The organism is Haloplanus sp. HW8-1, assembly GCF_023703795.1.
Lineage (GTDB): Archaea > Halobacteriota > Halobacteria > Halobacteriales > Haloferacaceae > Haloplanus > Haloplanus pelagicus.
In genome coordinates this window covers 420,425-443,344 of sequence record NZ_CP098518.1, presented here as the reverse complement: position 1 = coordinate 443,344, position 22,920 = coordinate 420,425, and the positions used below count along the sequence as shown (strand labels likewise).

Sequence of the window (22,920 nt, the reverse complement as noted above, 5' to 3'; positions counted from 1 at the left end):
CGGCCGCGAGGGTCGGGCATCCGGCGTCGTGACTCGACGGGGGGCGATACGCGAAAGACGGGGAGAATCAGTCGATGTGGCCTTCGCGGCGTAGCTGGTCGGCGTCCTGCCCGGAGTACCGCCACTCGATGTTCGCCTTCTCGTCCTGCCAGGACCACGGTTCCACGAGGACCACGTCGCCCTCGTTGATCCAGGTGCGGTATTTCATGCGGCCGGGGATGCGGCCCATGCGGTTCTCGCCGTCCTCACAGCGGACGCGGACGTGGTTGCCACCGTTGTGTTCCGTTACGACCGCGAACAGCTCGTCGTCGTCGGGCATTCGGAGGTCCCGACGGCCTGTCTCTTCGCTCATACACTTCCTTCGCGGCGCGCACGGTTAAGTCATCGGCGATGCCCGCTAACGTATCCCACGCGAGGCGGTCGCGCCCGACCCCGTACGCTTAGGTCCCCGACACCGAACGTGCCGTCTATGCGTTCCGCTGCCTTCACCGACCTGACCGGACCGGACGGCGTGAGCATCGTCGAACGACCGACGCCCGAGCCCGGGCGGGGCGAGGCCATCGTCGACGTCGGAGCCTGCTCGATCAACCGCCACGACCTCTGGATCCTGGAGGGGGACTCGGCGATGGTCGACCCGACCGACCTCCCCTTTGTCACTGGCCTCGACGTCGCCGGCGTCGTCGACGCCGTCGGCGCGGGGGTCACGGACGTCGCACCCGGCGACCGCGTACTCCTCTGTCCGAACGAGACGTGTGGAACCTGCCGGTTCTGTCGCGAGGGCCCGGAGAACCTCTGTGAGTCCTTCTCGCTGTATCACGGCGGCCTCGCGGAGTCGGCCCGCGTGGACGCCGACCGACTCGTGGCCTTGCCCGACGGCGTCGACGCGACGACTGCGGCGGCGCTCCCGACCGCCTACCTGACCGCCTACCACATGCTCCGCCGGGCCGAGACCGAACCCGGAGACCTCGTGTTCGTCCCCGGTGCCACCGGCGGCGTCGGCGTCGCCACGATCCAGCTCGCGGACCTCCTCGGTCTCCGCACCATCGGGACGTCCTCCTCGGCGTCGAAACTCGACCGGCTGGCCGACCTCGGCGTCGACCACACCGTCCAGGGAACGGACCCCGACGACCTCCGGGCAGCGGTCGCGGACGTCGGCGCACCCGACGCGGTCATCAACCACCTCGGTGGCCCCTACACCGGCCTCGGCCTCGACGTCATGCGCCGCGGCGGCCGGATGGTCGTCTGCGGGCGAACCGCCGGCCCGACCTCTGAGATCGACGTGCCGGATCTGTTCCTCGGTCACAAGCGCGTCATCGGGAGCACCATGGGCACGCAGGCGGACCTAACGCGCCTGGTCGACCTCGTCGCCGCCGGCGAACTGACCCCCCGGATCGATCGCACGTACCCCCTGGATCGGACGGGCGACGCCTTCGCGAGGATGCAGGACCGCGACACGCTCGGCAAACTCGTCGTGACGATGGACGGGTGATCGCCCGGACGGCTCGGCGTACCTCGCGTCGGAGATTCGCCGGTGAACGGGGACGACCACCCGCCTCAGTCGCCGCCGTAGCTCATCGTCTCGGTGAACCGGTTTGTCCCCTCGTCGGTGCCGGCGATGACGAGTTCGTCGCCGTCCCGGATCCGGAACTCTGGGCCGAGATCGGTCACCACCTCGCCGTCGCGCTCCACGCCGACGACCGTACAGCCGGTTCGGGCCCGGACGTCCGCCTCGCCGAGCGTCCGACCGACGAGCCCGGGTGCGTGAGTCCTCACCACCTCGACTTGCTTGTCGAGCGAGATCACCTCCTCGTCGTCCAGAATGGTGGAGGCGAGCATCCGGCCGCTGACCGTCGCGAGCGACAGCACGTAATCGGCGCCGGCGCGGTACATCTTCTGGACGTTCTCGGTCTCTTCCGCCCGGGCGATCAGCTCGACCGACGGGTTCAGATCGCGGACGACGAGGATGGCGAACTCCGTGAGGGTGTCGTCGGGGAGCGCGAGGATGACGGTGCGCGCGTCTTCGACGCCGGCACGCGAGAGCGCCTCGGGGTCGGTCGCGTCGCCTACCACGTCGACTTCGGGACCGTCCCGGCGGTCCATGATCTCGCTCGGGATGCCCGCCGTCGCGAGCGCCGCCGAGATGGTTGTACCGACCTCGCCGTGACCGACGACGACCGTCCGCCCCCGGCCGAACCGGCGCACGTCCGACATCGTCAGGTCCTTCAGGCGTTCGAGCTGCGCCTCGTGACCGCTGACCAGCAACACGGTGCCGTTGTCGAGCGTGGCGTCGGGATCGGGCGGGCTCTCGAACTCGCCGCGAAACCACGCTCCGATGACGTTCGCGCCGGCCCGCTCGCGGATGCCGCTCTCGGCGATGGTGCTGCCCACGAGGTCGCTCCCTCGCTGTATCGGGAGTTCCGCCACGTCGAAGTCCTCGCCGACCTCGATGGCCTCGCCCAACTCCGTCGAGATGCCCGTGGTCACCTTCGAGGCGAGTCCCTGGCCGAGGAGCGCCCGGGGCGAGAGCACGTCGTCGGCCCCGGAGAGGTGGTGGTACCGCTCCCGGTCGGGGTCGTCGACGACGCTCACCGCCCGGACGTCCTCGGCGACCTCCTTCGCCGTCAGGACGATGCTCGTGTTCACCGGGTCCGAGTCGTCGGCGACGATGCTCCGCGCGTGTCCGAGGCGGGCTGCCTCCAGTCCGTCGACCGACTGGGGGTCGGCGTGGATCACGTCGAATCCCTCCTCGTAGAGGTCCTTCGCCCGGTCGCGGTCGGGTTCGAGGATCAGGTGGTCGACCTCCCAGGAGTCGAGTTCGTCCACCAGCGTCTCCCCCCGCGGTGTGAGCGTACAGATGACGACGTGGTCGACGAGTTCCTCGTCGGCGGTCGTCGGCACCGTGGTCGAGATGGCCTCCTCGAACAGCGGGAAGACGAGCACCGGGAGCGCGAGGAAGATGAGCACCACGCCCGTCAGATCCATGACGATGACGAGTACGTTCATCTCGGCGCTCGACCACGGCGCGTCGGAGCCGAAGCCGGTGGTCGTGAACGTCTCGACGACGACCTGGAGCGCGTGGAGGTAGCTGATCGGCGACCCCTCGAAGGCGCTCATCCCGGCGTCGTACGCCGCCGCGTAACCGAACATCACCGCCGCGAGGCCGACGACGTAGTACAGCGTCCGACGCTGCCAGGTGTCCATACCCCATTCAGTGCCGTCCGTCGAATAAACCGTCCGCTCCGTACCCGCGGCCGGCACTTATCCGTCCGGGCTGGCGACGGGGACAACCCTATGTTCCTCCCGGATGATGCGGCGAGCAGTGATCGGTCCGCTCCTCGCGGTCGGTCTGGCACTCGTCGCGACGGCCGTCATCTGGACGGGCAGCGAACGCCTCGAATCGGCGGCCAGTCGTCTCAGCAGACACTACGGGTTGCCGGTCGCCGTCCACGGCGCCGTCGTCGTCGCCATCGGGTCGAGCTTTCCGGAACTCAGCTCCGTCGTCATCAGCACGCTCGTCCACGGCGAGTTTTCGCTGGGCGTCGGCGCCATCGTCGGGAGCGCAATCTTCAATCTGCTCGTGATCCCCGCGGCGTCGGCGCTGGTCAGCGAGGAACTCGAAGCGACCCGCGACATCGTCCACAAGGACGCCCAGTTCTACATCATCAGCGTCCTCGTCCTCTTTATCACGTTCGCCCTCGGCGCGACGTACGTCCCCGGCGGGACGAACGAGGCGGCAATCCTCACCCGCCCGCTCGCCATCCTCCCTCTCGCCACCTACGCCGTCTACGTCTTCCTCCAGTATCAGGACACCCGGGAGCACGCCGTCGCGCAGGCACCCGACGTCGCCGTCCGCCGGGAGTGGGGACGGCTCGCCGTCTCCCTCGCTCTCATCGCCGTCGGCGTCGAGGGTATCGTCAGCGCCGCCCTCGCCTTCGGCGCGTACTTCGGCACCCCCTCTTTCCTCTGGGGGCTGACCGTCATCGCCGCGGCGACGAGCCTTCCCGACACGTTCGTCAGCGTCCGCGCCGCCCGCGACGACGAGGACGTGACCAGCCTCACGAACGTCCTCGGAAGCAACATCTTCAACCTGCTGGTCGCCATCCCGGTGGGCGTCCTACTGGTGGGCACGGCCACCATCGACTTCCTCGTCGCCGTCCCGATGATGGCCTTTCTCGCCTTCGTGACGCTCGTGTTCATCGTGGTCACCCGCACCCACCTCGAACTCACGAACTCCGAGGCGTACGTCCTGTTGGGCCTGTACGGTCTCTTTCTCGTCTGGATGACGCTCGAAACCATCGGCGTCGTCGACACCGTTCGAGGGATCTGAGCCACCCGGGCGACTGACGCGACGCCGACCCCGTGCGTTCCCGAGACTGGACGCCACGCTCCCCGACCGGGAGCGGGACCGAACCCTCGTCTCGACCCCCCGAGTGGGATGTCGGCGGAGTTGCCCCGAAAAGCTATGGGGGCAAGACCGTATGCCGGAGGCATGGCCGGTGACGACCGCCGCGACGTGAGGGGCGACGGGTCGAGCGAGCGGGGAGTGACGGGTCAGCCGACTGGCGACGGCACCGGGGACGCGCCGCTCGCGCCGTACCCCTCGACGCTCGGCCACCCACTGACCCACACCGTCGGCGCGATGCGGGACGTGTTCGGGTTCCGGAACCGGGCCATGGCCGAGCGGGACTTCGTCCGGATCAAACTCCTCGGGCCGGGCGACGTCTACCACCTCGGCCACCCCGACTACTTCGAGCGCGTCCTCCTGAGCGGCCGCGACGCGTTCCGCAAGTCCGACGACTTCCGGATCGCCTTCGAGGGTGGCCTCGTCGCCGTCGAGGGGGAGGCCTGGCGGCGACAGCGCGAGACTCTCCAGCCGCTGTTCGCCCGGGATCGCGTCCTCGACTACACCGACGGGATGGTCGAGCAGATCCGCCGCCGCTGCCGGCGCTGGGAGCCTGGCACCCGGATCGACCTCGCCGCGGAGACGAGTCAGTTGAGCCTCGACGTGCTCTTCGCCACGCTGTTCGGGCGCGAACTCGCCTTCGACGGGGACAGGGAGATCCGGACGGCTGCCGACCACCTGCAACACTGGTTCGCGCCGACGTCCTACCCGCTCCCCCACTGGGTCCCGACGCCGGCGCGCCGGCGGTTCCGGCGCGGGAAGCGACGCCTCCGCTCGGTCGCGGACGACCTCCTCGACGCGGCCGCCGAGGATCCACCGGCCGACCCGTCGGCCGCCGAGGACCTGCTCACCCTGCTCGTTGCGCTCCGCGAGTCGGGCGCCGCAGCCGACGGGGCGCTGAGCGACGACCGACTCCGCGATCAGGTGGTGACGATGATCTTCGCGGGCCACGACACGACCTCGACGGCCATCGCCTTCGCGTTCTACGCGCTGGCGACGAACCCCGCGGTCCGCGAGCGCTTCCACGCGGAGGTCGACGCGCTCGACGGCCCGCCGACGGCCGACGACCTCGACGCCCTGCCCGTGACCGATCGCGTCGTGACCGAGACGCTCCGTCGCTACCCGCCGGTCTACACCATCCCTCGCGAGGCCGCGACGGACGTGACCATCGACGGCTACCGCATCCCCGAGGGGGCGGCCACGTGGCTCACCGTCGATCAGGTCCACCACGACCCCCGGTTCTACGACGACCCCGCGACCTTCCGGCCGGCCCGCTGGGCGACCGACCTCCGCGAACGCCTCCCCGATTTCGCCTACGCTCCCTTCGGCGGCGGTCCTCGGCGCTGTATCGGCCGCCGGTTCGCGCTCGTCGAGGCGAAACTGGCGCTCGCGACGATCGGCCGCGAGTACGACCTCGTCTGGCCCGGCAACCCGGACGCCGATCCACCGCTGCTCGGCGAGATGACGGCACGGATGGAGCCGGACACCGAATTCGCCGTCGAACGACGGTGAATCTCCGGAGGACGGCCGAATTGGCCCTGACCGCCGCTCGTTTCTCGGATGGCGGCCCGGCCCGAACGCGCTGCTGCCGTCGTTACGCGCCGCGATGGCGTCGACGGTCGCGGATCGGGAGGCCCGCGGTCGCGATCACTCGAGGTCGAAGCGATCGAGCGTCATCACTTTGTGCCACGCGTCGACGAAGTCCTCCACGAACGTCTCCTCGGCGTCGTCCGCGCCGTAGACCTCGGAGATGGTGCGGAGCCGCGAGTTCGATCCGAAGACGAGGTCGAAGCGGGTCGCCTCCCACTCGACGTCGCCCGTCTCGCGGTCGCGAACCTCGAACACCTGCTCGTCGTCCGAGACCGGTTCCCACTCGTAGTCCATATCGAGTAGGTTCACGAAGAAGTCGTTGGTCAGCGTTCCCGGCCGGTCGGTGAAGACGCCGCGGTCGGACCCCTGGTAGTTCGCACCCAAGGCTCGCATGCCGCCGACCAGCACCGTCATCTCGGCGGCCGACAGGTTCAGCAGGTCCGCCTTGTCGACCAACAGTTCCTCGGCTCGCTGCTCGGCGTCGGCCGACAGGTAGTTGCGGAACCCGTCGGCGTCCGGCTTGAGCGCCTCGAACGATTCGACGTCGGTCTGCTCCTGAGAGGCGTCCGTCCGGCCCGGTTCGAAGGGTATCGTCACGTCGTACCCGGCGTCCGCCGCCGCCCGCTCGACGGCCGCGTTGCCGCCCAGAACGAGTACGTCGGCGAGCGAAACCCGCGTCCCGTCGGATCGCGAGTCGTTGAACGCCGTCTGGATCCCCTCCAGGGTCTCCAGCACCGTCTCCAACTGGTGGGGCTCGTTCACTTCCCAGCTCCGCTGCGGTTCGAGGCGGATGCGGGCCCCGTTTGCGCCGCCGCGCTTGTCGCTGTCGCGGTACGTCGACGCCGCCGCCCAGGCGGTCTTGGCAAGTTGAGAGACCGACAGGTCCGAATCGAGGATCTCCGTTTTGAGTTCGGCGATCGCCTCGTCGCCGACGAGGTCGTAGTCGACGTCGGGCAGTGGGTCCTGCCAGAGCATCGTCTCGTCGGGCACCTCCGGCCCGAGGAACCGTTCGGGCGGGCCCATGTCGCGGTGGATGAGTTTGTACCACGCCTTCGCGAACGCCTCCTGGAACTCGCGGGGGTCCTCCCGGAAGCGTTCGAGGACCTCCCGGTAGTCGGGATCCTTCTTCAGGGCGACGTCCGTCGTCAGCATCATCACGTCTTCCTTGTCCGAGGGGTCCTGAACGCCCGGGGCGGCGTCGTCGAGTTCGCCACCCTTCGTGGTCCACTGCCACGCGCCGCCGGGACCACGCTCCGGTTCCCACTCGTAGGTGAGCAGGTTGTTGACGTAGCTCATGTCCCACTGGGTCGGCGTGGTGTTCCACGGGCCTTCGATCCCGCTGGTGATGGTGTCGGGGCCTTTCCCATCGCCGAAGTCGCTCTTCCAGCCGAAACCCTGCTCTTCCATGGGAGCCGCCGCGGGTTCGGGACCGACGTGCTCGTCGGGGTCGTCGGCGCCGTGGACCTTCCCGAAGGTGTGGCCGCCGGCGATGAGCGCAACCGTCTCATCGTCGTTCATCGCCATTCGGCCGAACGACTCCCGAATGTTCTTCGCGGAGCCCTCGACGTCCGGTTCGCCGTTCGGGCCTTCGGGATTCACGTAGATGAGGCCCATCACCGTGTTACCGAGCGGCTTCTTGAGTTCACCGTCCTCGTCGAAGCGGTCGGGGGAGGTCGTCTCCAACTCGTCTTCGGGGCCCCAGTCGACGGCCTCGTCGGGCGTGAAGTCGTCCTCGCGACCGCCGGCGAAGCCGAACGTCTCGAAGCCCATCGATTCGAGGGCGACGTTGCCGGCGAGGACGATCAGGTCGGCCCACGAGAGTTTGCGACCGTACTTCCGTTTGACCGGCCAGAGCAGGCGACGGGCCTTGTCGAGGTTCGCGTTGTCCGGCCAGCTATCGAGCGGGGGGAGACGTTGGCGACCGCCCGACGCGCCGCCCCGACCGTCGGTGGTGCGATACGTGCCGGCGCTGTGCCACGCCATCCGGATGAAAAGCGGACCGTAGTGACCGTAGTCGGCCGGCCACCAGTCCTGTGACGTCGTCATCACCTCTTCGATGTCGGCCTTCACGGCGTCGAAATCTAGTGCTTCGAACTCCTCGGCGTAGTCGAAGTCCTCGCCCCTCGGATCGACTTCGCGAGCGTTCTGATCGAGAATCTCCAAGTTCAACTGGTTCGGCCACCAGTCCTGATCGGACCCGTTCATCGACCTGAACTTGTTTCTTTCGCGTATTAAGATTGTCTAATTCGTGAACGTACAGTTCACTTACCTCGAAGAAATCTTTTTTATTTATGAACCTTCGGCCGGGCGGAGTCCCCCGTCCGGAGCGCGAGCGCTCCTGTAGCGGTCGGGTGAGGACCGCATCGCGTCCCCGAGCGGACTCCGCCACCGCCGTTCGGAGACGCGCCCGCGGAGACAGCGACCACGCTCGACGGCGGACCCGACCCGTGGCGACCGCTCCCCGAACCGACGACCGGTGACGGTACCCGACGCGAGGTCCGGAGTCACTCCGGAGTGGGTGCTCCCGGCCCCGTCGGCGTTTCGTCGGCGGCGTCGTCCCGGTTGGGGATCACCTCGCGGATGCGCTCGAGCGTCATCTGTCCAGGCGGACGGGAGGAGGTGCCATGTCCCAATCTCACAGTAGTCGTTGACACACTTCGGCGTCGGGACGAACGTGGAGCAAGATTGACGGTCGGGTCCGGACAACGGTCTGACGCCATGGAACTCACCTGGCACGGCCACTCCACGTGGTACGTCGCGGTCGACGGCACCAGCCTGCTGATCGATCCGTTCTTCGACAATCCCCATACGTCGCTCGACGTGTCCGACGTACCGACGCCGGATTACGTGCTGTTGACCCACGGCCACGCCGACCACATCGCGGACGCGAGCGCGTTTACCGACGCGACGGTCGTCGGGACGCCGGAACTGACCGGCTGGGTCGCCGACAAACGCGGCGCCGACGACACGATCGGGATGAACCTCGGCGGGACCGTCGAGTGTGGCGACGCGTACGTGACGATGCACCGTGCGGATCACACCAACGGGATCGGCACGGACTACGAGTACGGTGCCGGAATGCCTGCCGGCTACGTGATCGGCGACACGCAACCGACCCGAGAGGACGACGAGGACGCCTTCGCGTTCTATCACGCGGGCGACACCGGGCTGATGTCCGAGATGCGCGACGTGATCGGGACGTTCCTCGAACCGGACGCCGCGGCGCTTCCCGTCGGCGATCACTTCACGATGGGGCCGGCACAGGCCGCCATCGCCGCCGACTGGCTCGACGTCGATCACGTCTTCCCGATGCATTACGACACCTTCCCGCCGATCGAGATCGACGTCGATCGGGTCGAACGGGAGGTCGCGGCGACCGGCGCCGACGCCGAGGTCCACGTCCTCGACGGCGACGAGAGCTACGTCTTCGATCGGCCGTACGCCGACGGATGACCGCGGCGCGGCGAGGATGAACAGAATTTAGACGCCGCGGCGTCTCTCGAAGAGTGGAATGAGCGACATCGAAACCATCACCGTCAGCGAAGAGGGATTCGCGTGTGTCAACCAGGTCGGCGAGTTCGAGTTCACCGTCGACGCCACCGACGAGTCCGGGCCGAACCCGAACGCGGCGCTGGTCGCGACGTACGCCTCCTGTTTCCTGCCCGCGTTCCGCGTCGGCGGCCAACAGCGCGGTCACGACGACCTGGGGAAGATTCAGATCGACGCGGATGCTGATCTGGACGACGACGACGATCTCGAATCGATCGGCTTCGCGGTTCACGTCGCCGCCGACCTCTCGGACGACGAGTTCGACGAGATCGTCGCCCGTGCCGAGGACATCTGTCACGTTCACGCGGCGCTGCGCGAGGAACTGGAGGCCGACGTCGACGTGTACGGCGACGCCTTCTGAGCAGTCATCGCCACGAAAAACGGCGTCAGCGACGGTACCAGCGGTAACTCATCGCCCGGCCGTCGACGATCACGACCTCCTGACCTTTCGTCGGCGACCCCGTCTCACGCTCCCCGTCGTCGTCCGAGGGGTTCTCGCGGAAGACGTACGGGCTGTCGTTCGATGCCATACACCATGGTACGTCCCCGCACGCAAATAAAGTTACGTCAGACGCCAGCCTGAGAACCTGAGATCACTGATTTCTCCGAAGACCCAGGGGTGCCGCAGGCCGAACCGAGACCGCCACCTCCCGAAGGTTTCTCCCCAACTGGGAGCGGCATCCCACTTTTTTGTAACTCGTCGCCCTTATCGTCGGTAGCCAGGCGATGGATGGAGATACTCGACGACTACCGGAGCGTCACGTCGGAGCGTGGGAATCGTGAGCAGTCACGGCGAGCGGTCCCCGGACGCGGATCTGGGGCTGCTGGACGCGACGATGATCGGAATGGGAGCGATGATCGGTGCGGGGATCTTCGTCCTGACGGGACTGGCGGCCGAGATTGCCGGTCCTGCGGCCATCCTGGTGTTCGTCCTCAACGGCGTCGTGACGGCGTTCACCGGGCTGTCGTACGCGGAGCTCGCGTCGTCCATCCCGAAAAGTGGGGGTGGGTACGCCTTCGTCAGGGAGGTGTTCGACGACTTCTCCTCGTTCTTGATGGGGTGGATGCTCTGGTTCGCCTACATGATCGCCGGCGGGCTGTACGCGCTGGGATTTGCTCCGAACTTCCTCGAACTCCTCCACGTCTACGACGTGACGCCGGCACCGGACGCGGTGGGGGCCGTCGCGCTCCCGGTCGTCGACGCCGGCGTGCCGATCGCAGTGTTGCTGGCGTCGGCCGCGGTGTTTCTGCTCGTGGGGTTGAACGCCCTCTCGACGGCAGCCAGCGGGAGCGTCGAGACCATCTTCACCCTCATCAAGGTGAGCATCCTCGTCGTCTTCGTCGCCTTCGGATTCACCTCGCCGATGTTCTCGTCGGCCGAGTTCCAGCCGCTGTTTCCGGGCGACGCCGGGGCCTTCAGCATCCTCCCCGCGATGGGACTGACGTTCATCGCCTTCGAGGGGTACGACCTCATCACGACGGTGACCGAAGAGGTGGAGAACCCCCGAGAGAACATTCCCAAGGCCATCTTCGTGAGCCTTGGCGTGACGGTACTGGTGTATCTCGCGGTCGTCGGCGTCGCCATCGGGACGCTCGGCGCGGAGGGTCTGGCTGCCGCCGGCGAAGCGGGCATCGCCCAGGCGGCGACGGCGTTCATGCCGACGGGGCTGCCGGTGATCCAGAACGGGGGGGCGATCATCGTCTTCGGCGCCGTCTTCTCGACGCTGACGGCGCTGAACGCCGTCGTGATCGCCTCCTCCCGAGTGGCGTTCTCGATGGGGCGCGAAGAGCAACTTCTTCCCTCGTTCGGCCAGCTCCACCACCGGTACGGGACACCGTTCGTCGCCATCCTCGCCAGCGGGGTGGTGATGCTCGGCTCGGTCGCGTTGCCCACCCAGAGCGCGGGCAACATGTCGAGTCTCTTCTTTCTGCTCTCGTTTATCGTCGTCAACGGCTCCGTGATCAAGCTTCGCCGGGAACGTCCGGACATGAACCGGCCGTACGAGATGCCGTACTATCCGCTCCCGCCGATCCTCGGGATTCTACTCAATCTCCTGTTGACGGGCGTGCTGGTCCGCTATCTTCTCCGGACGGATACGCTCGCGCTCCTCCTCAGCATCGGCTGGATCGGGCTGGGGGCCGCCGCGTACGCCGTCTACGTCCTGCTGCGGTCGGAGGAGTCCGAGGAGGAGGAGCCCGATACCGACCAACCGATCCCAGGAAACGACTGACATGCCAAGCCACCTCAACGTCATCATCGCGGGCGGTGGACGCGTCGGCTTCCAAACAGCGACCACCCTCGACGACCGGGGACACGATCTCACGGTCGTCGAACAGAATCCGGAGCGGTGTGACGCCATCGCCGACGAGTACGTCGCGACGGTCATCTGTGGCGACGCCTCGAGGCCCGATATCCTCCAGCAGGCAGGCGTCGAGTCGGCGGACGTGATCGCCGGCCTGACGGGGGAGCCGGGGCTGAACCTGGCGGTCTGTATGGAGGCCGCCGAGATGGCACCCGGCATCCGGACCGTCGCGCGCATCGACAACCGCGAACGGGCGGGCTACACCCGGTTCGTCGACGAGACGGTGTTCCCCGAGGACGCAGGGGCCCGCGTGGCCGTCAACGAGATCGAGGGGAGCGACGTCCGGTCGCTCGCCGACGTGACGGGATCTCTCGACATCGTCGAAGTCCGGGTCAAGGAGGGCGCCCCGGCCGCGAACAAGAAACTCCGGGAGACGCGCTTCCCTGCGGGCACGCTCGTCATCTCGGACGACGATGGGGAGCGGGTAGCGCGACCGGACACGACGCTCACGCCGGGCAAGCGCTACGTCATCGCGGTCGAACCCGACGTGGTCGACGAAGTGTTGAATCTGCTCCGTGGCTAACCGTCGAGGATCCGTCCGACCTCGGCCAGCGAGTCGAGGACGTAGTCGGGGGAGACGTCGCTCCGGCGCAGATCCGTCTCGTCGGTGATGCCGGTGCGGACCAACGCCGTCGTCATCCCGGCGCGTTCGCCGAGCGCCACGTCGGTATCGAGGCGATCGCCGACGACCAGACACTCGGCCGGCGGCACGTCGAGGCGGTCACGAACCATCCGGAGCGCGGGATCGGAGGGTTTCCCCAAAACGACGTCGGGATCGCGTCCGGCCACTCCGGCGACGGCGTTGATGATCGCTCCCGACCCGGGGAGGTCGCCCTCGGCGGCGGGGATCACCATGTCTGGATCGGTGCCGACGAGCGTGACGTCGCCGTCCGCACACACCCGGAGCGCCGCGGCGAGGCGGTCGTAGTCGAAAGCGCGGTCGATGGAGAGGACGACGGTGTCGGCGCGCCTTTCGTCGGTGACGACGGTCAGTCCGGCGTCGGTCAGTTGGTCGACGAGTGCCGGTTCGCCGACGACGAAAAGCGCGTCGTCGGCGTGTCTGTCGGCGAGATAGGTGGTGGTGACCGTCCCGGCGGTGAGGATCTCGGTGGGGTCGACGTCGAAGCCGGCCCGTCCGAGCCTGTCGGCGTACGCCGGTGGGCGCTTCGTCGGGTTGTTCGAGACGAACAGCCGTCGACAGCCTGCCGCCGCCAGTCGGTCGAGCCCCTCGGCCGCGCCCGGGATGGGATCGTCACCGCGTACCACCGTCCCGTCCACGTCGAGGACGACTCCACGATAGGTCATCGACGAGTCCTATGGAGGCGACGAAGTTGAACCCCGCGCTCGCCGTCGATCCCCGTTCCCAAACCAAAGAGCCATTTGGACGCCGTCCTACCACCCGATACCGTGACGAACACGCAGTTGACGCTCGTTCAGATCGACAACTACGGGCCGTGGACGGTGACGCCAGAACCGCGCCGTGAGATGGATCTCCAGACCCTCCAGTCGCGTCTCTTCGCCGACATCGCACAGTTCGTCGGCTACCGGGGTGGGTACGCCTTCTTCACCCGATTCGACAACATGGTCGCGGTGACGAACGGCCTGGACGCGGACGATCACCGACTCCTGCAGGAGTCGATGGGCAACCGCTATCCGGTCACCGTCAGCCTCGGCATCGGCGTCGACACGAACCCGGCGGTCGCCCTCGAGGAGGCGACCGAGGGCCTCCAGCGGGCCGGTAGCGCCCAGGACGGCGACCGACGCGAGGTACTCGTCGGGACGCCCATCTCCGACGGGAGCGACGACGTCTCCATCGCTCACTTCGACGTGAACGACGCGACCGAGAAGTACACCGACCGCCTCAACGAGTTCGACTCCTTCATCCAGATCGAGCAGGGCTACGCGGCGCTGATGCGTTACCTCCGTGAAGAATACGGCGGGCTCTCCTTTTTCGTCGGTGGAGACAACATCATCGCCGTCACGCCCGGACTGGGCACGGACGCCTACCGTGACGCCATCGACCACGTGGAGGAGACCGTCGGCGTCGACCTCAAGGTCGGCGTCGGCCGCGGGGTGACCGCCCACGAGGCCGGAATGGCCGCGAAACACGCGTTGGAGGAGTGTCGACACCGCGGAACGGCGGTCGAACTGGACGACTCGGCGGCAGAAATCGTAGGGGAGTAGCCCGCTACGCTTCGACCGTGGGCTCGTCCACGTCGAAGTTCTGGGCTTCGAGGGCCTCCTCCATCGCCGTCAGGAGGCAGGCGACGTTCTGTCGGCGGGCGGAGTAGCCCATGCAGCCGATCCGCCAGATGTCGCCTTCGAGGGCGCCGAGGCCGCTGGCGATATCGATGTCGTACTCGTTCATCAGGAACTCGATGACTGCGGTGTCGTCGACACCGTCGGGCACCTCGATGGAGTTCAGACTGGGGAGCCAGTACTCCTTCTCAGCGGCGGGTTCGAGGCCGAGCTTCTGGAGTCCCTCGCGGAGTTCGCCGGCGACCTCGAGGTGACGCTCCCAGCGGTTCTCCAGTCCCTCCTCGGCGACGAGGCGAAGCGCCTCGCGGAGGCCGTAGAAGTTCGTCGTGGGGGCGGTGTGGTGATAGTTGCGCTCGTCGCCCCAGTACTCCATGACGAGGTCGAGGTCGAGATACCAGGAGCCGGTGTCGGTATCGCGGTTCCGGATCTTCTCGCGGGCGCGCTCTCCGATCGTCAGCGGCGTCGCACCGGGGGTACAGGAGAGACACTTCTGAGGACTGCCGTAGGCCGCGTCGATCCCCCACTCGTCGACGCGGAGTTCGACGCCGGAAAGCGAGGTGACACAGTCCGCGAGAACGATGGCATCGTGGTCGTGGGCGATGTCGGTCAGTTCCGGGACGTTCGGCTGCCGGACGCCGGTACTCGTCTCGGCGTGGACGAACCCGAAGACGTCGGGCTGGTGTTCGTCGAAGGCGTCGGCGACGTCCGCGGGCTGGAGCGGCTCGCCCCACGGCGCGTCGACGGTGACCACATCACCGCCCGCCCGGCGAGCGATCTTGCCCATGCGGTCCCCGAAGTAGCCGTTGGTAGGGACCAGCATCGTCTCCCCCGGCTCGACGAGGTTGCCGATGGCCGTCTCCATCGCTGCAGTCCCCGTCCCGCTCGTGGCGAGCGTCCACTCGTTGTCCGTCTGGAACGTGTAGCGCAGCAGTTCCTGGATTTCGTCCATGATCTCCAGGAAGGAAGGGTCCATGTATCCGAGCGCCTGCGTCGACATCGCACGCAGAACGCGGGGGTGGATCATGCTCGGGCCGGGGCCCATCAGGATTCGTGAAGGGACGTCGAGTTCGCTCGTCTCGGGTGGACTTCTCATGTCCGACCCGACGGCCGAGCGGAATAAAAACCTGCGTGTTCGTGGCAATATATTGTCGAAGTCAGGTTCGACGATTGTGATATGTGGCCGTGACACACGTCACCGAGAGGATCAGCGTCGATTGCGAGCAGTCGGCACCAGCGGGCGGTCACGACGAGGGAAGTTCCGGTTCGGAGGAAAAAGTAGCGGACGGGTCGGTCGAGCGGCATCGACCCCGTAGACAGCGACGCTGACGCCGTACGGAGCGCGACGGCGTGGTGGTACCGGCCGAAAGACGACCCGTCTGGGAGTCGGTGAACGAATCTGACGGCGGTCCGCGTCGGCCACCTCGGGCCCGTCCATTCTCCGGCGTCGACGCCCGGAGAGAAACGGGGTGAATCGACCCGTCACCCTCGAACTGTAGGGAACCGAACTAAGCCCCTCCGAAGCCACGTTCCAGTCACGGTACGTACTGTCATGTTACACCAGCGTGATTCCCACTCGGACGGCGGTCCGGAGGCCGAGGCGGACACGATCAGCCACGTGCGTGGTGACGACCACCGTCCCTCCTACAGCGTGGTCGTGGCGGTCGCTGAAGTGACCGGAACGGACCCGGACCGCCTGCGACCGCTGTGTGACGCGATCGATCCGGACGCACTCGATCGGCTGGTCGAACCGACACCTCGTCGGACGACTCCCGCTTCGGTCGTCAGCGTCGGGTTCGAGTTCAACGGGTGTAACGTGATCGTCCACGGCGACGGCCGAACGGTCGTCTCGTCACGCGAGGGCGACGGGTCGCCCTCGCCGGCGGACGCGCCGACGAACGGATACGACGGATCCCGGACGACGAACTCGACTTCGAACACGGGGCCTCCGTCCCCGTCGTCGGTCGATTTGTACATGGTCAATAATGTGAGATACGGAGCTATCGAACGTCAATCTTTGGTAACTGATGGCACACGAACACGCGAGGAGCGCCCCGGACCGGAGTCGGCGTTCGTACGGAGTAACGGTCTCGCTGCGCACGTCGCGGGGAGAGTTCAGGTCGGAACTGTCGGCGCAGTCGCTCGCGGTCAGTAGAGAGACGGGGTAGGGCGGCCAGCGGGACCACACGTGGAAGCCACGGTGGCTGAAAGGGGCTGACCGGCCGTGCCGCCTATCCGATCACAACCGTCGTGGGCACAAAACCCCACCGGTACGGCGACAGGAAGCCGTCGCCCCGGAGGAGAGGCGGGCGCGGATGCCGTCGGCGCCGAATCGGATCGCCGGCGACGTCGACGGTCGGCGGCGAATCGTCGTCGCAGTTTTACGTCTCGGGACGGAGTGTTCGACACCGACGGCGTCGCCCCGTCCCCCGTGCGGGGCGACGTCCCCTCCCGACGACTCATGAACTACCAATGGCTGATCGACCGCGTCGACGGCTACATCGTCGAGCACTCACGAACGGTCATCCTCCTCTTTCTGGTGGCGACGGCGGTGTTCGTCGGTGGCCTCGGCAGCATCGAAACCGAGAGCGGCCAACAGCAGTTCGTCGAAGAACTCCCCTCCTTCCAGGCGCTGGAGCAGGTCCAGGAGGATTTCGACACGAGTTTCTCACAGGTAAACACGACGACGACGCTGGTCCAGAGCGACCAGAACGTCCTCTCGCGATCCGCCCTGCTCGATATGCTCCGCACCCAGGAGCGGATCCGCGAGAGCGGCCCGCTCCGGGTCGAGGAGACGGACAGTCCGGCCCGGCAGGTGGCCCGGACTCTCGATCCCGACGCGCGGACGCTCGACGAGCAGATCCGAGCGATCGAAGGGGCAACGCCGAGCGAGATCGACACCGCCGTCCGCCGTGCCGCCGAGGACGACCGTGCGACGTTCCGGTCGCGGCTGAGCACGGACTTCAACCGACGGTCGGCGACGGCCTCCGCCATGGAGTCGACGGTCACGCACCGTGCCGGCCCGGGGGCGGGGAGCGAGGGGGGGCCCGGCGGGGCGTCGGAGTTCCCGCCGAACAAAGAAGAGCGGATGGAACGACTCGTCGCGAGCGAAGCGACCGCCTCGACCATCCGCATCCAGGGAACGCCGCCCGATACGACGACGACGACGCTGACAGTGGTGTTGCCAATCGCCCTCGTCCTGATCGTGATCATGCTGGCCGTCGCGTACCGCGACCTGGTCGATCTACTGATCGGCCTCGCCGGCATCGTCATGACGTTGGTCTGGACGTTCGGGTTCATCGGCCTCGTCGGCATTCCTTTCGCCGTCCTGCTGATCGCCGTCCCGCCCATCCTGATCGCGGTCGGTATCGACTTCGGAATCCACGCCATCAACCGCTACCGCGAGGAGCGAGTCAAGGGACGGGACGTCGCCGAATCGATGCGGCTGACGACCGATCAGGTGAGCGTCGCCTTCTTCATCGTCATGGGCACCTCGGCCATCGGCTTTCTCTCGAACGTCGTCAGTGCCTTCCCGCCGACGCGTGATTTCGGTATCACCGCCGCGGCAGGCATCGTCTTCACCGGCCTCATCTTCGGAATCTTCGTCCCGGCGACGAAGGTGTCCGTCGACCGCCTCCGGGAGCGGTATCCGATCCCAACGAACACACAGACGCCGTTCGGGTCGGAGTCGTCGCCGCTCGGACGCATCCTCGCCGGCGGCGTCGGCATCGCGGAGCGTGCGCCGGCGCTGTTCGTGATCCTCGTCCTCCTCGCGACGGCCGGGGGTGGCGTCTACGCGGCCGGCGTCGACACCGGCTTCAGCCCCGACGACTTCCAGCCGGCAGCAGAGACGCCGGCGTACCTCCAGTCCCTCCCCGAACCCATCCGGCCGCCGGCCGAGTTCGAGTACGTGAAAATCGACGACTTCAGGCAGGAGAACTTCGCACAGGAGGACCGCGTCCTGATGTACGTCGAGGGACCGATGCGCGAGGACACGGCCCTCGAACGCCTCTACGGGGCGGGGCGCGACCCGCCACCGACGTTCGAGCGCGACGGACAGTACGCCGACTCCCAGAGCATCGCGACGCTGATCCGATCGCGGACGCGGACCGACCCCGACGTGCGGCGGGTCGTCGAGCGCAACGACCGGAACGAGAACGACATCCCGGACGACGACCTCTCGCAGGTGTACGCCGCGATGGAGGAGTCGACCGGCGAGGACGACCTGGCGCAGTTCCTGAGCGCGGATCGACGGAGCGCGCTCGTCGTCTACACCGTCGACGGCGACGAACCGAACGACGCCATCACCGACGACGCGTACCGCGTGGCGGGTGATCTGCGTTACAGTGCGCAGCCGACGGGCAACGCCGTCATCTTCGACGAGGCGCTGTCGCTCGTCCTCGAAACCGTAATCCAGAGCCTCGTCCTGACACTGCTCGGGGCCGCGCTGTTCCTCGTCTTCGTCTACTGGGCCGTGGAGGGCCGACCGTCGCTCGGCGTCGCCAACGTCATTCCCATCCTCGTCACCGTCGTCGCCCTCGTCGCGTCGATGCGCGCGTTCGGCATCAGCTTCAACGCGATCAACGGGACGATTCTCGCTATCTCCGTCGGCCTCGGCATCGACTACTCCGTCCACGTCGTCCACCGGTTCGCCGACGAGTACGCGGAACGTGACCTCTACCCGGCGCTGCGACGAACGGTCGTCGGTACGGGCGGGGCGCTCACCGGCAGCATGCTGACGACGGTGTTCGGCGTCGGCGTTCTGGGACTCGCGCTCAACCCTGCCGTCGGCGTGTTCGGAGTGCTGATCGCCCTCAGCGTGCTGTACGCCTACCTCACCTCCATCGTCGTCCTCCCGTCGGTACTCGTCCTCTGGGCACGGTTCGTCGACGAGGACCGGCGACCGACGGACCCCTTGGACGCGCCCGCGACGTGATCCGTGAGGGAGTCGGGGGAGCAGTCTCCCCCAAACGATTATTTATCGTCCGGAATTTCGACCGCCTATGGACCCCGTCAAACTGATCGGAGACGCGATAAGCGTGATTACACTCCTGGCCGTTCTGGGCGTCCTGCTCTGGTTCGTCATCAGCCAGTTGTTCCCCGGTTTCGGGTAGTGGCGGTCGGTCAGTATCGCTCTCGTAGCGTTCGACGACCGGCGCCGGTCGGGGTTACGTTTGGTGAGCGTATTCCAAAATTCTGCGGCAAGAGCTTCCGAAATACTTTTTCAGAGTGGGGTTGGAGGGATTTGAACCCCCGATCGACTGATATCTCCGGTTGCGCCTCGGTACTCCAGAGGGTCGTCGTCGCGCGGCGATGATCAGTCGCGCGCTCGGTATATCAGTCTGGAGTGTCGTCACCGGGCGTGGCCTCTGGAGTCAGTCGCCATGCCGGGCTTGGCCACAACCCCTCGCTACCTCGTTACCCGAAGGGCGATAAAGGGATTTCGGTTATCGGTCGGTATCGGACCAGTCGCACTCCTGGCATTTGTACCCGGTGATCAGTTCGGTAACCGAAGGCATATACGAGACTGCGAGGACGTCCCCGGCACAGTCCGGACAGTCACGGTCGGCGTCCTCGATGCCGTCGGCCTCCATGGGCGGTTCGCCCTCGATCAGTTCCGCCAGGCGTTCGGCGGTCACCATGCGGCCCTGGACGACGCGATTTGACATACGCCGACCGAGGGTGTGGAGACAGGTAAGCCCTGGGTACCGACGTGGTCCGCGCCGCCGCGACGCCTCGGCGCGGAGGACGACCGGTAGTTTTTGGTACTATGGAGTGGTAGGTAGCGATACGAACCACACCGACATGCACGTGGGAATATCCAGCCAAGACAGCGGCGGGGTGTGGAAATCGTGACTGCACCGTACAGCTACGATGGGATGCTCGATCTGGGACCGGAGTCGGGATCGGCCTACGTCTGTTCCAGATGTGAGTCCACCTTCGACGACGACCACTATCTCTGTCCGGAGTGTGGGACGCTCACGCTTGAGCGGCGCCCTCCGTCGGCCGAATCCTGACGACCGGAGGGACGGCCACGTCCGGACCGGGAACGTGGGAGAAATACCTTTCAGTGAGCCGTCGAAAGAGTCGGTCATCGCGGAACCGACGTCTCCATGACCGGATCACCCTGCGTTCTCGTCGTCGAAGACGAGGTCGAACTGGCCGAACTGTTCGCCGAGTGGCTCTCCGGGGATTACGAGGTTCGCATCGCGACGAGCGGAGAGGAGGCGCTCGAACGACTCGACGAGGACGTGGAGGTGGTGTTGCTCGATCGGTTGATGCCCGGTGTCTCCGGCGACGAGGTACTCGAGCGGATCCGTGACCGGGGCTTCTCGGTCCGTGTCGCCATGGTGACCGCGGTCGAACCCGACTTCGACGTTCTGGAGATGGGGTTCGACGACTACGTGGTCAAACCGCTCTTCCGGGAGGACATCCGCCGGCTAGTCCGTGGCCTACGCAAACGCGGCGAGTACGACCGACGGCTTTCGACCCTCTTTGCCGCTGCCTCGAAGCTGGCTGCCCTCGAATCCCACAAAACCGAGGCGGAACTGAACGGAAGCGAGGAGTACACGCGACTCAAAGCCGAGTTCGAACGGACGGCCGAACGGGTCGACGAACTGGCGTCGGGCATGGACGAAGGTGACTTCGAGGCAGTGTTCTACGACTTCGACCGCGTCGACCTGTGAGTCCGAACTGAGTCGCACGCCGTCGTTTGATCCGGTCCGTCGTTTCGACGATCGTACCAATCGATCTTTGTTTCGCGCCCCTGACAGTCCGGTGTATGCCACGATCCGAATTCGGTGGAGCCGCGTCCCCGTCGACGCAGGCAGCGGGTCCACAGTCGACCGTCGCGGCGTCTTCGAGGAACGACGAACCAGCCGTCGATACGCGTGAACCGGAGGGATACGGATGGGCGTGAGCGACACGCGGGCGAGCGGCGGATCGGTCGTCGATCTTCCGGGGACTCCCGTCGGCTACGTCGCCATCGCACTGGCGGCGGTGACGGCCGTGATCCATCTGCTCCTCGCGCCCCGGGTGATCGGGTTCAGCCGGACCCTCGCCATCCTCTTTGCGCTCAACGGACTCGGGTTCCTGGGTGGGATCGCCGTCTTCCTGACCCGTTACTGGCGCCGTGAACTGTACTTGGTCGCGGCGGGCTACGCCATCGTCACCTTCCTCGCGTTCTTCTTTTTCGGCGGGTTCGAGGGCTTCGTCTCCGCGTTCTACATGCGCGGGGAACTCAACGTGATGGCGGTCGTCGCCAAGGCGGCGGAGGGGCTGTTCGCCGTCGCCACCCTGTATCTGTACAGCGCCGAGTCCTGACCCGAATCGGCTGCGTGTCAGGCCGTCGGGCCGTCGAACACCTTGCCGGGGTTCATGATGCCGGCGGGATCGAGGGCGTCTTTGATCGAGCGCATCGCGTCCACGGCGGCGTCGCCGTGTTCGGCCACGAGGTAGTCCTGTTTGCCGAGACCGATGCCGTGTTCACCCGTCGACGTGCCGCCGAGTTCGATGGCGTGCTCGACGATCCGTCGGGAGACCTCCTTCCCGTGGGCCACGTCCTCGGGATCGTCGGGGTCGACCATGACCGCGTAGTGGAGGTTGCCGTCGCCCGCGTGGCCGAAACAGGGGATGAGGAAGTCCTCCTGCTCGCCGAGTTCCTTCGCGTATCGGATCATCCCCGGATACTCGCTGATGGGGACGGTCACGTCGCCGGGAGTGAGCGGCGAGAGCTGCTCCTCGTAGGGTTCGAGTGCCTCTGCCAGTTCCCGCCGGGCCGCCCACAGATCGGCCATGCCGCGGTCGTTCTCGGCCACCTCGAACTCGGTCACGCCGTGGGCCTCGAACACGGTGCGACAGAACTCGATTTCGTCCTCGATCCCGTGGTCGGCGTGGAACTCGACGAACACCATCGGGACGTCCGGGAGGTCGGTGTCGAGATGGGCGTTGGACATGGCGGCGCTCAGGCGGTCGATGAGTTCGATCTTCGCCACGTCGACGCCGGAGCGGACGGCGTCGAACACCGCCTCGGCGGCGTCGTTGAGAGTCTCGAAGTACGCACGGCCGCCACGGACCTGCCGGGGGCGACCGGCGAGCTGGATCGTCACGCGCGTGATGACGCCGAGCGTGCCCTCGCTACCGACGATCAGGTCGCCGAGATCGTAGCCGCTGGAGGTCTTGGCAGCCGTGCTGCCGGTCGTGATCACCTCGCCGGTCGGGAGGACGACTTCCATCCCCAGTACCCAATCGCTCACCTCCCCGTACTTGACCGTCTTCATCCCGCTGGCGTCGTTGGCGAGCATGCCGCCGATGGTGGAGATGGCCCCCGAGGAGGGGAGCGCCGGGAGGAAGAGCCCGTGTTTCGCCACCGCCTCGTTCACGTCGTCGCCGAGGATGCCGGGCTGGACGTCGACCTGCAGGTCGTCGGGCCGGATATCGAGGACGGCGTCCATTCGCGTCATATCGAGCGTGATACCGCCCTCGACGGGGACGGCGTTGCCCTCCAGACTCGTCCCGGCGGCGTAGGGCGTCACGGGAACGCCGTGATCGGTCGCAGCGTCGAGGATCGACGACACGTCCGCCGTGGACTCGGGCCAGACCACGACGTCGGGCCGAACGCCGTCCTCCCGTGCAGTCCCCCAGTCGTGGGACCGTTGTTCGCGGTCGGCGTCCCCGACGGACATCTGGTGGGCTGCGAGACCGAGGTCGTCGAGGAACGTGGTATCGTGTCGCATACTCCGAGCCAACGGGAGCACGGAT

Annotated in this window: 21 protein-coding genes and 1 tRNA gene; 13 read left to right on the top strand and 9 right to left on the bottom strand. The window is 66.9% G+C overall.

What is annotated here, in order from left to right; all coding sequences use genetic code 11:
- Positions 1 to 67 precede the first annotated feature (67 nt).
- Entirely contained in the window at positions 68 to 352 is a 285-nt protein-coding gene (locus NBT82_RS02265; protein WP_256476668.1) for a translation initiation factor eIF-1A, read from the bottom strand.
- 117 nt (positions 353 to 469) lie between these two features.
- Here NBT82_RS02265 and NBT82_RS02260 point away from each other — a divergent pair, with 117 nt between their 5' ends.
- Positions 470 to 1,489 carry an alcohol dehydrogenase catalytic domain-containing protein gene (locus NBT82_RS02260; RefSeq protein ID WP_251329970.1) on the top strand — a complete coding sequence of 340 codons (1,020 nt, stop codon included), beginning with the start codon at positions 470 to 472 and terminating at the stop codon, positions 1,487 to 1,489.
- 65 nt (positions 1,490 to 1,554) lie between these two features.
- Here the strand turns inward: NBT82_RS02260 and NBT82_RS02255 are convergent, their stop codons facing one another.
- Complete coding sequence (locus NBT82_RS02255; protein WP_251329969.1) at positions 1,555 to 3,201, bottom strand: potassium channel family protein; 1,647 nt, start codon at positions 3,199 to 3,201, stop codon at positions 1,555 to 1,557.
- 118 nt (positions 3,202 to 3,319) lie between these two features.
- Here NBT82_RS02255 and NBT82_RS02250 point away from each other — a divergent pair, with 118 nt between their 5' ends.
- Positions 3,320 to 4,327: a sodium:calcium antiporter gene (locus NBT82_RS02250; protein WP_345780670.1), complete on the top strand. Its 1,008-nt coding sequence runs from the start codon at positions 3,320 to 3,322 to the stop codon at positions 4,325 to 4,327.
- Between the two features lie 162 nt (positions 4,328 to 4,489).
- Positions 4,490 to 5,914 (top strand): cytochrome P450, encoded by a 1,425-nt coding sequence (locus tag NBT82_RS02245; protein ID WP_251329968.1) that lies wholly within the window; start codon positions 4,490 to 4,492, stop codon positions 5,912 to 5,914.
- Positions 5,915 to 6,049: 135 nt separating this feature from the next.
- Here the strand turns inward: NBT82_RS02245 and katG are convergent, their stop codons facing one another.
- The gene (katG, locus tag NBT82_RS02240; protein WP_251329967.1) at positions 6,050 to 8,197 is read right to left on the bottom strand and encodes a catalase/peroxidase HPI; all 2,148 of its coding nucleotides are present in this window, start codon (positions 8,195 to 8,197) and stop codon (positions 6,050 to 6,052) included.
- Between the two features lie 513 nt (positions 8,198 to 8,710).
- On the opposite strand from katG, the gene NBT82_RS02235 reads away from it, so the two are divergent.
- Together NBT82_RS02235 and NBT82_RS02230 are read left to right on the top strand one after the other, a co-directional pair.
- A complete protein-coding gene (locus tag NBT82_RS02235) occupies positions 8,711 to 9,445 on the top strand; it encodes a metal-dependent hydrolase (RefSeq protein ID WP_251329966.1) in 735 nt (244 codons plus the stop codon).
- A 58-nt stretch (positions 9,446 to 9,503) separates the two neighbouring features.
- Complete coding sequence (locus NBT82_RS02230) at positions 9,504 to 9,902, top strand: OsmC family protein (protein WP_251329965.1); 399 nt, start codon at positions 9,504 to 9,506, stop codon at positions 9,900 to 9,902.
- Between the two features lie 25 nt (positions 9,903 to 9,927).
- Here the strand turns inward: NBT82_RS02230 and NBT82_RS02225 are convergent, their stop codons facing one another.
- A complete protein-coding gene (locus NBT82_RS02225; protein WP_251329964.1) occupies positions 9,928 to 10,071 on the bottom strand; it encodes a hypothetical protein in 144 nt (47 codons plus the stop codon).
- Positions 10,072 to 10,320: 249 nt separating this feature from the next.
- Between NBT82_RS02225 and NBT82_RS02220 the strand changes: the two genes are divergently transcribed.
- Together NBT82_RS02220 and NBT82_RS02215 are read left to right on the top strand one after the other, a co-directional pair.
- On the top strand, positions 10,321 to 11,772 hold the full coding sequence (locus NBT82_RS02220) for an APC family permease (RefSeq protein ID WP_256476667.1): 1,452 nt from the start codon (positions 10,321 to 10,323) through the stop codon (positions 11,770 to 11,772).
- Between the two features lies 1 nt (position 11,773).
- Positions 11,774 to 12,427 (top strand): potassium channel family protein, encoded by a 654-nt coding sequence (locus tag NBT82_RS02215; RefSeq protein WP_251329963.1) that lies wholly within the window; start codon positions 11,774 to 11,776, stop codon positions 12,425 to 12,427.
- On the opposite strand, the gene NBT82_RS02210 is transcribed toward NBT82_RS02215, so the two are convergent.
- Entirely contained in the window at positions 12,424 to 13,209 is a 786-nt protein-coding gene (locus tag NBT82_RS02210; RefSeq protein WP_251329962.1) for an HAD-IIA family hydrolase, read from the bottom strand. The genes NBT82_RS02215 and NBT82_RS02210 overlap by 4 nt on opposite strands.
- A gap of 102 nt (positions 13,210 to 13,311) precedes the next feature.
- On the opposite strand from NBT82_RS02210, the gene NBT82_RS02205 reads away from it, so the two are divergent.
- Positions 13,312 to 14,088, top strand: a complete 777-nt coding sequence (locus tag NBT82_RS02205) for a GTP cyclohydrolase IIa (protein WP_251329961.1) — start codon at positions 13,312 to 13,314, stop codon at positions 14,086 to 14,088.
- 4 nt (positions 14,089 to 14,092) lie between these two features.
- On the opposite strand, the gene NBT82_RS02200 is transcribed toward NBT82_RS02205, so the two are convergent.
- The gene (locus NBT82_RS02200; protein WP_251329960.1) at positions 14,093 to 15,256 is read right to left on the bottom strand and encodes a pyridoxal-phosphate-dependent aminotransferase family protein; all 1,164 of its coding nucleotides are present in this window, start codon (positions 15,254 to 15,256) and stop codon (positions 14,093 to 14,095) included.
- Positions 15,257 to 15,712: 456 nt separating this feature from the next.
- Here NBT82_RS02200 and NBT82_RS02195 point away from each other — a divergent pair, with 456 nt between their 5' ends.
- Entirely contained in the window at positions 15,713 to 16,315 is a 603-nt protein-coding gene (locus NBT82_RS02195; RefSeq protein ID WP_251329959.1) for a HalOD1 output domain-containing protein, read from the top strand.
- A 243-nt stretch (positions 16,316 to 16,558) separates the two neighbouring features.
- Complete coding sequence (locus NBT82_RS02190; protein ID WP_251329958.1) at positions 16,559 to 19,096, top strand: efflux RND transporter permease subunit; 2,538 nt, start codon at positions 16,559 to 16,561, stop codon at positions 19,094 to 19,096.
- A 294-nt stretch (positions 19,097 to 19,390) separates the two neighbouring features.
- Here NBT82_RS02190 and NBT82_RS02185 read toward each other — a convergent pair.
- Both NBT82_RS02185 and NBT82_RS02180 read right to left on the bottom strand, forming a co-directional pair.
- Positions 19,391 to 19,567 (bottom strand) — tRNA-Trp (locus tag NBT82_RS02185).
- Positions 19,568 to 19,607: 40 nt separating this feature from the next.
- Positions 19,608 to 19,829, bottom strand: a complete 222-nt coding sequence (locus NBT82_RS02180; RefSeq protein WP_251329957.1) for a DUF5795 family protein — start codon at positions 19,827 to 19,829, stop codon at positions 19,608 to 19,610.
- Positions 19,830 to 20,012: 183 nt separating this feature from the next.
- Between NBT82_RS02180 and NBT82_RS02175 the strand changes: the two genes are divergently transcribed.
- The 3 genes from NBT82_RS02175 (at position 20,013) to NBT82_RS02165 (ending at position 21,483) form a co-directional block, all read left to right on the top strand.
- Positions 20,013 to 20,177, top strand: coding sequence for a hypothetical protein (locus NBT82_RS02175; RefSeq protein WP_251329956.1), 165 nt, complete (start codon positions 20,013 to 20,015; stop codon positions 20,175 to 20,177).
- A gap of 96 nt (positions 20,178 to 20,273) precedes the next feature.
- Complete coding sequence (locus NBT82_RS02170; protein WP_251329955.1) at positions 20,274 to 20,846, top strand: HalX domain-containing protein; 573 nt, start codon at positions 20,274 to 20,276, stop codon at positions 20,844 to 20,846.
- A gap of 223 nt (positions 20,847 to 21,069) precedes the next feature.
- Complete coding sequence (locus tag NBT82_RS02165) at positions 21,070 to 21,483, top strand: DUF7475 family protein (RefSeq protein WP_251329954.1); 414 nt, start codon at positions 21,070 to 21,072, stop codon at positions 21,481 to 21,483.
- Positions 21,484 to 21,500: 17 nt separating this feature from the next.
- Here NBT82_RS02165 and NBT82_RS02160 read toward each other — a convergent pair whose 3' ends face one another.
- Positions 21,501 to 22,895, bottom strand: coding sequence for an FAD-binding oxidoreductase (locus NBT82_RS02160; protein ID WP_251329953.1), 1,395 nt, complete (start codon positions 22,893 to 22,895; stop codon positions 21,501 to 21,503).
- Positions 22,896 to 22,920: the final 25 nt, after the last annotated feature.

Excerpts from the sequence above, each read along its gene's own strand:
- NBT82_RS02265 (WP_256476668.1), bottom strand. The coding sequence starts at position 352 with ATGAGCGAAGAGACAGGCCGTCGGGACCTCCGAATGCCCGACGACGAC.
- NBT82_RS02260 (WP_251329970.1), top strand. The coding sequence starts at position 470 with ATGCGTTCCGCTGCCTTCACCGACCTGACCGGACCGGACGGCGTGAGC.
- NBT82_RS02255 (WP_251329969.1), bottom strand. The coding sequence starts at position 3,201 with ATGGACACCTGGCAGCGTCGGACGCTGTACTACGTCGTCGGCCTCGCG.
- NBT82_RS02245 (WP_251329968.1), top strand. The coding sequence starts at position 4,490 with ATGGCCGGTGACGACCGCCGCGACGTGAGGGGCGACGGGTCGAGCGAG.
- katG (WP_251329967.1), bottom strand. The coding sequence starts at position 8,197 with ATGAACGGGTCCGATCAGGACTGGTGGCCGAACCAGTTGAACTTGGAG.
- NBT82_RS02235 (WP_251329966.1), top strand. The coding sequence starts at position 8,711 with ATGGAACTCACCTGGCACGGCCACTCCACGTGGTACGTCGCGGTCGAC.
- NBT82_RS02230 (WP_251329965.1), top strand. The coding sequence starts at position 9,504 with ATGAGCGACATCGAAACCATCACCGTCAGCGAAGAGGGATTCGCGTGT.
- NBT82_RS02225 (WP_251329964.1), bottom strand. The coding sequence starts at position 10,071 with ATGGCATCGAACGACAGCCCGTACGTCTTCCGCGAGAACCCCTCGGAC.
- NBT82_RS02215 (WP_251329963.1), top strand. The coding sequence starts at position 11,774 with ATGCCAAGCCACCTCAACGTCATCATCGCGGGCGGTGGACGCGTCGGC.
- NBT82_RS02210 (WP_251329962.1), bottom strand. The coding sequence starts at position 13,209 with ATGACCTATCGTGGAGTCGTCCTCGACGTGGACGGGACGGTGGTACGC.
- NBT82_RS02200 (WP_251329960.1), bottom strand. The coding sequence starts at position 15,256 with ATGAGAAGTCCACCCGAGACGAGCGAACTCGACGTCCCTTCACGAATC.
- NBT82_RS02195 (WP_251329959.1), top strand. The coding sequence starts at position 15,713 with ATGTTACACCAGCGTGATTCCCACTCGGACGGCGGTCCGGAGGCCGAG.
- NBT82_RS02180 (WP_251329957.1), bottom strand. The coding sequence starts at position 19,829 with ATGTCAAATCGCGTCGTCCAGGGCCGCATGGTGACCGCCGAACGCCTG.
- NBT82_RS02170 (WP_251329955.1), top strand. The coding sequence starts at position 20,274 with ATGACCGGATCACCCTGCGTTCTCGTCGTCGAAGACGAGGTCGAACTG.
- NBT82_RS02165 (WP_251329954.1), top strand. The coding sequence starts at position 21,070 with ATGGGCGTGAGCGACACGCGGGCGAGCGGCGGATCGGTCGTCGATCTT.
- NBT82_RS02160 (WP_251329953.1), bottom strand. The coding sequence starts at position 22,895 with ATGCGACACGATACCACGTTCCTCGACGACCTCGGTCTCGCAGCCCAC.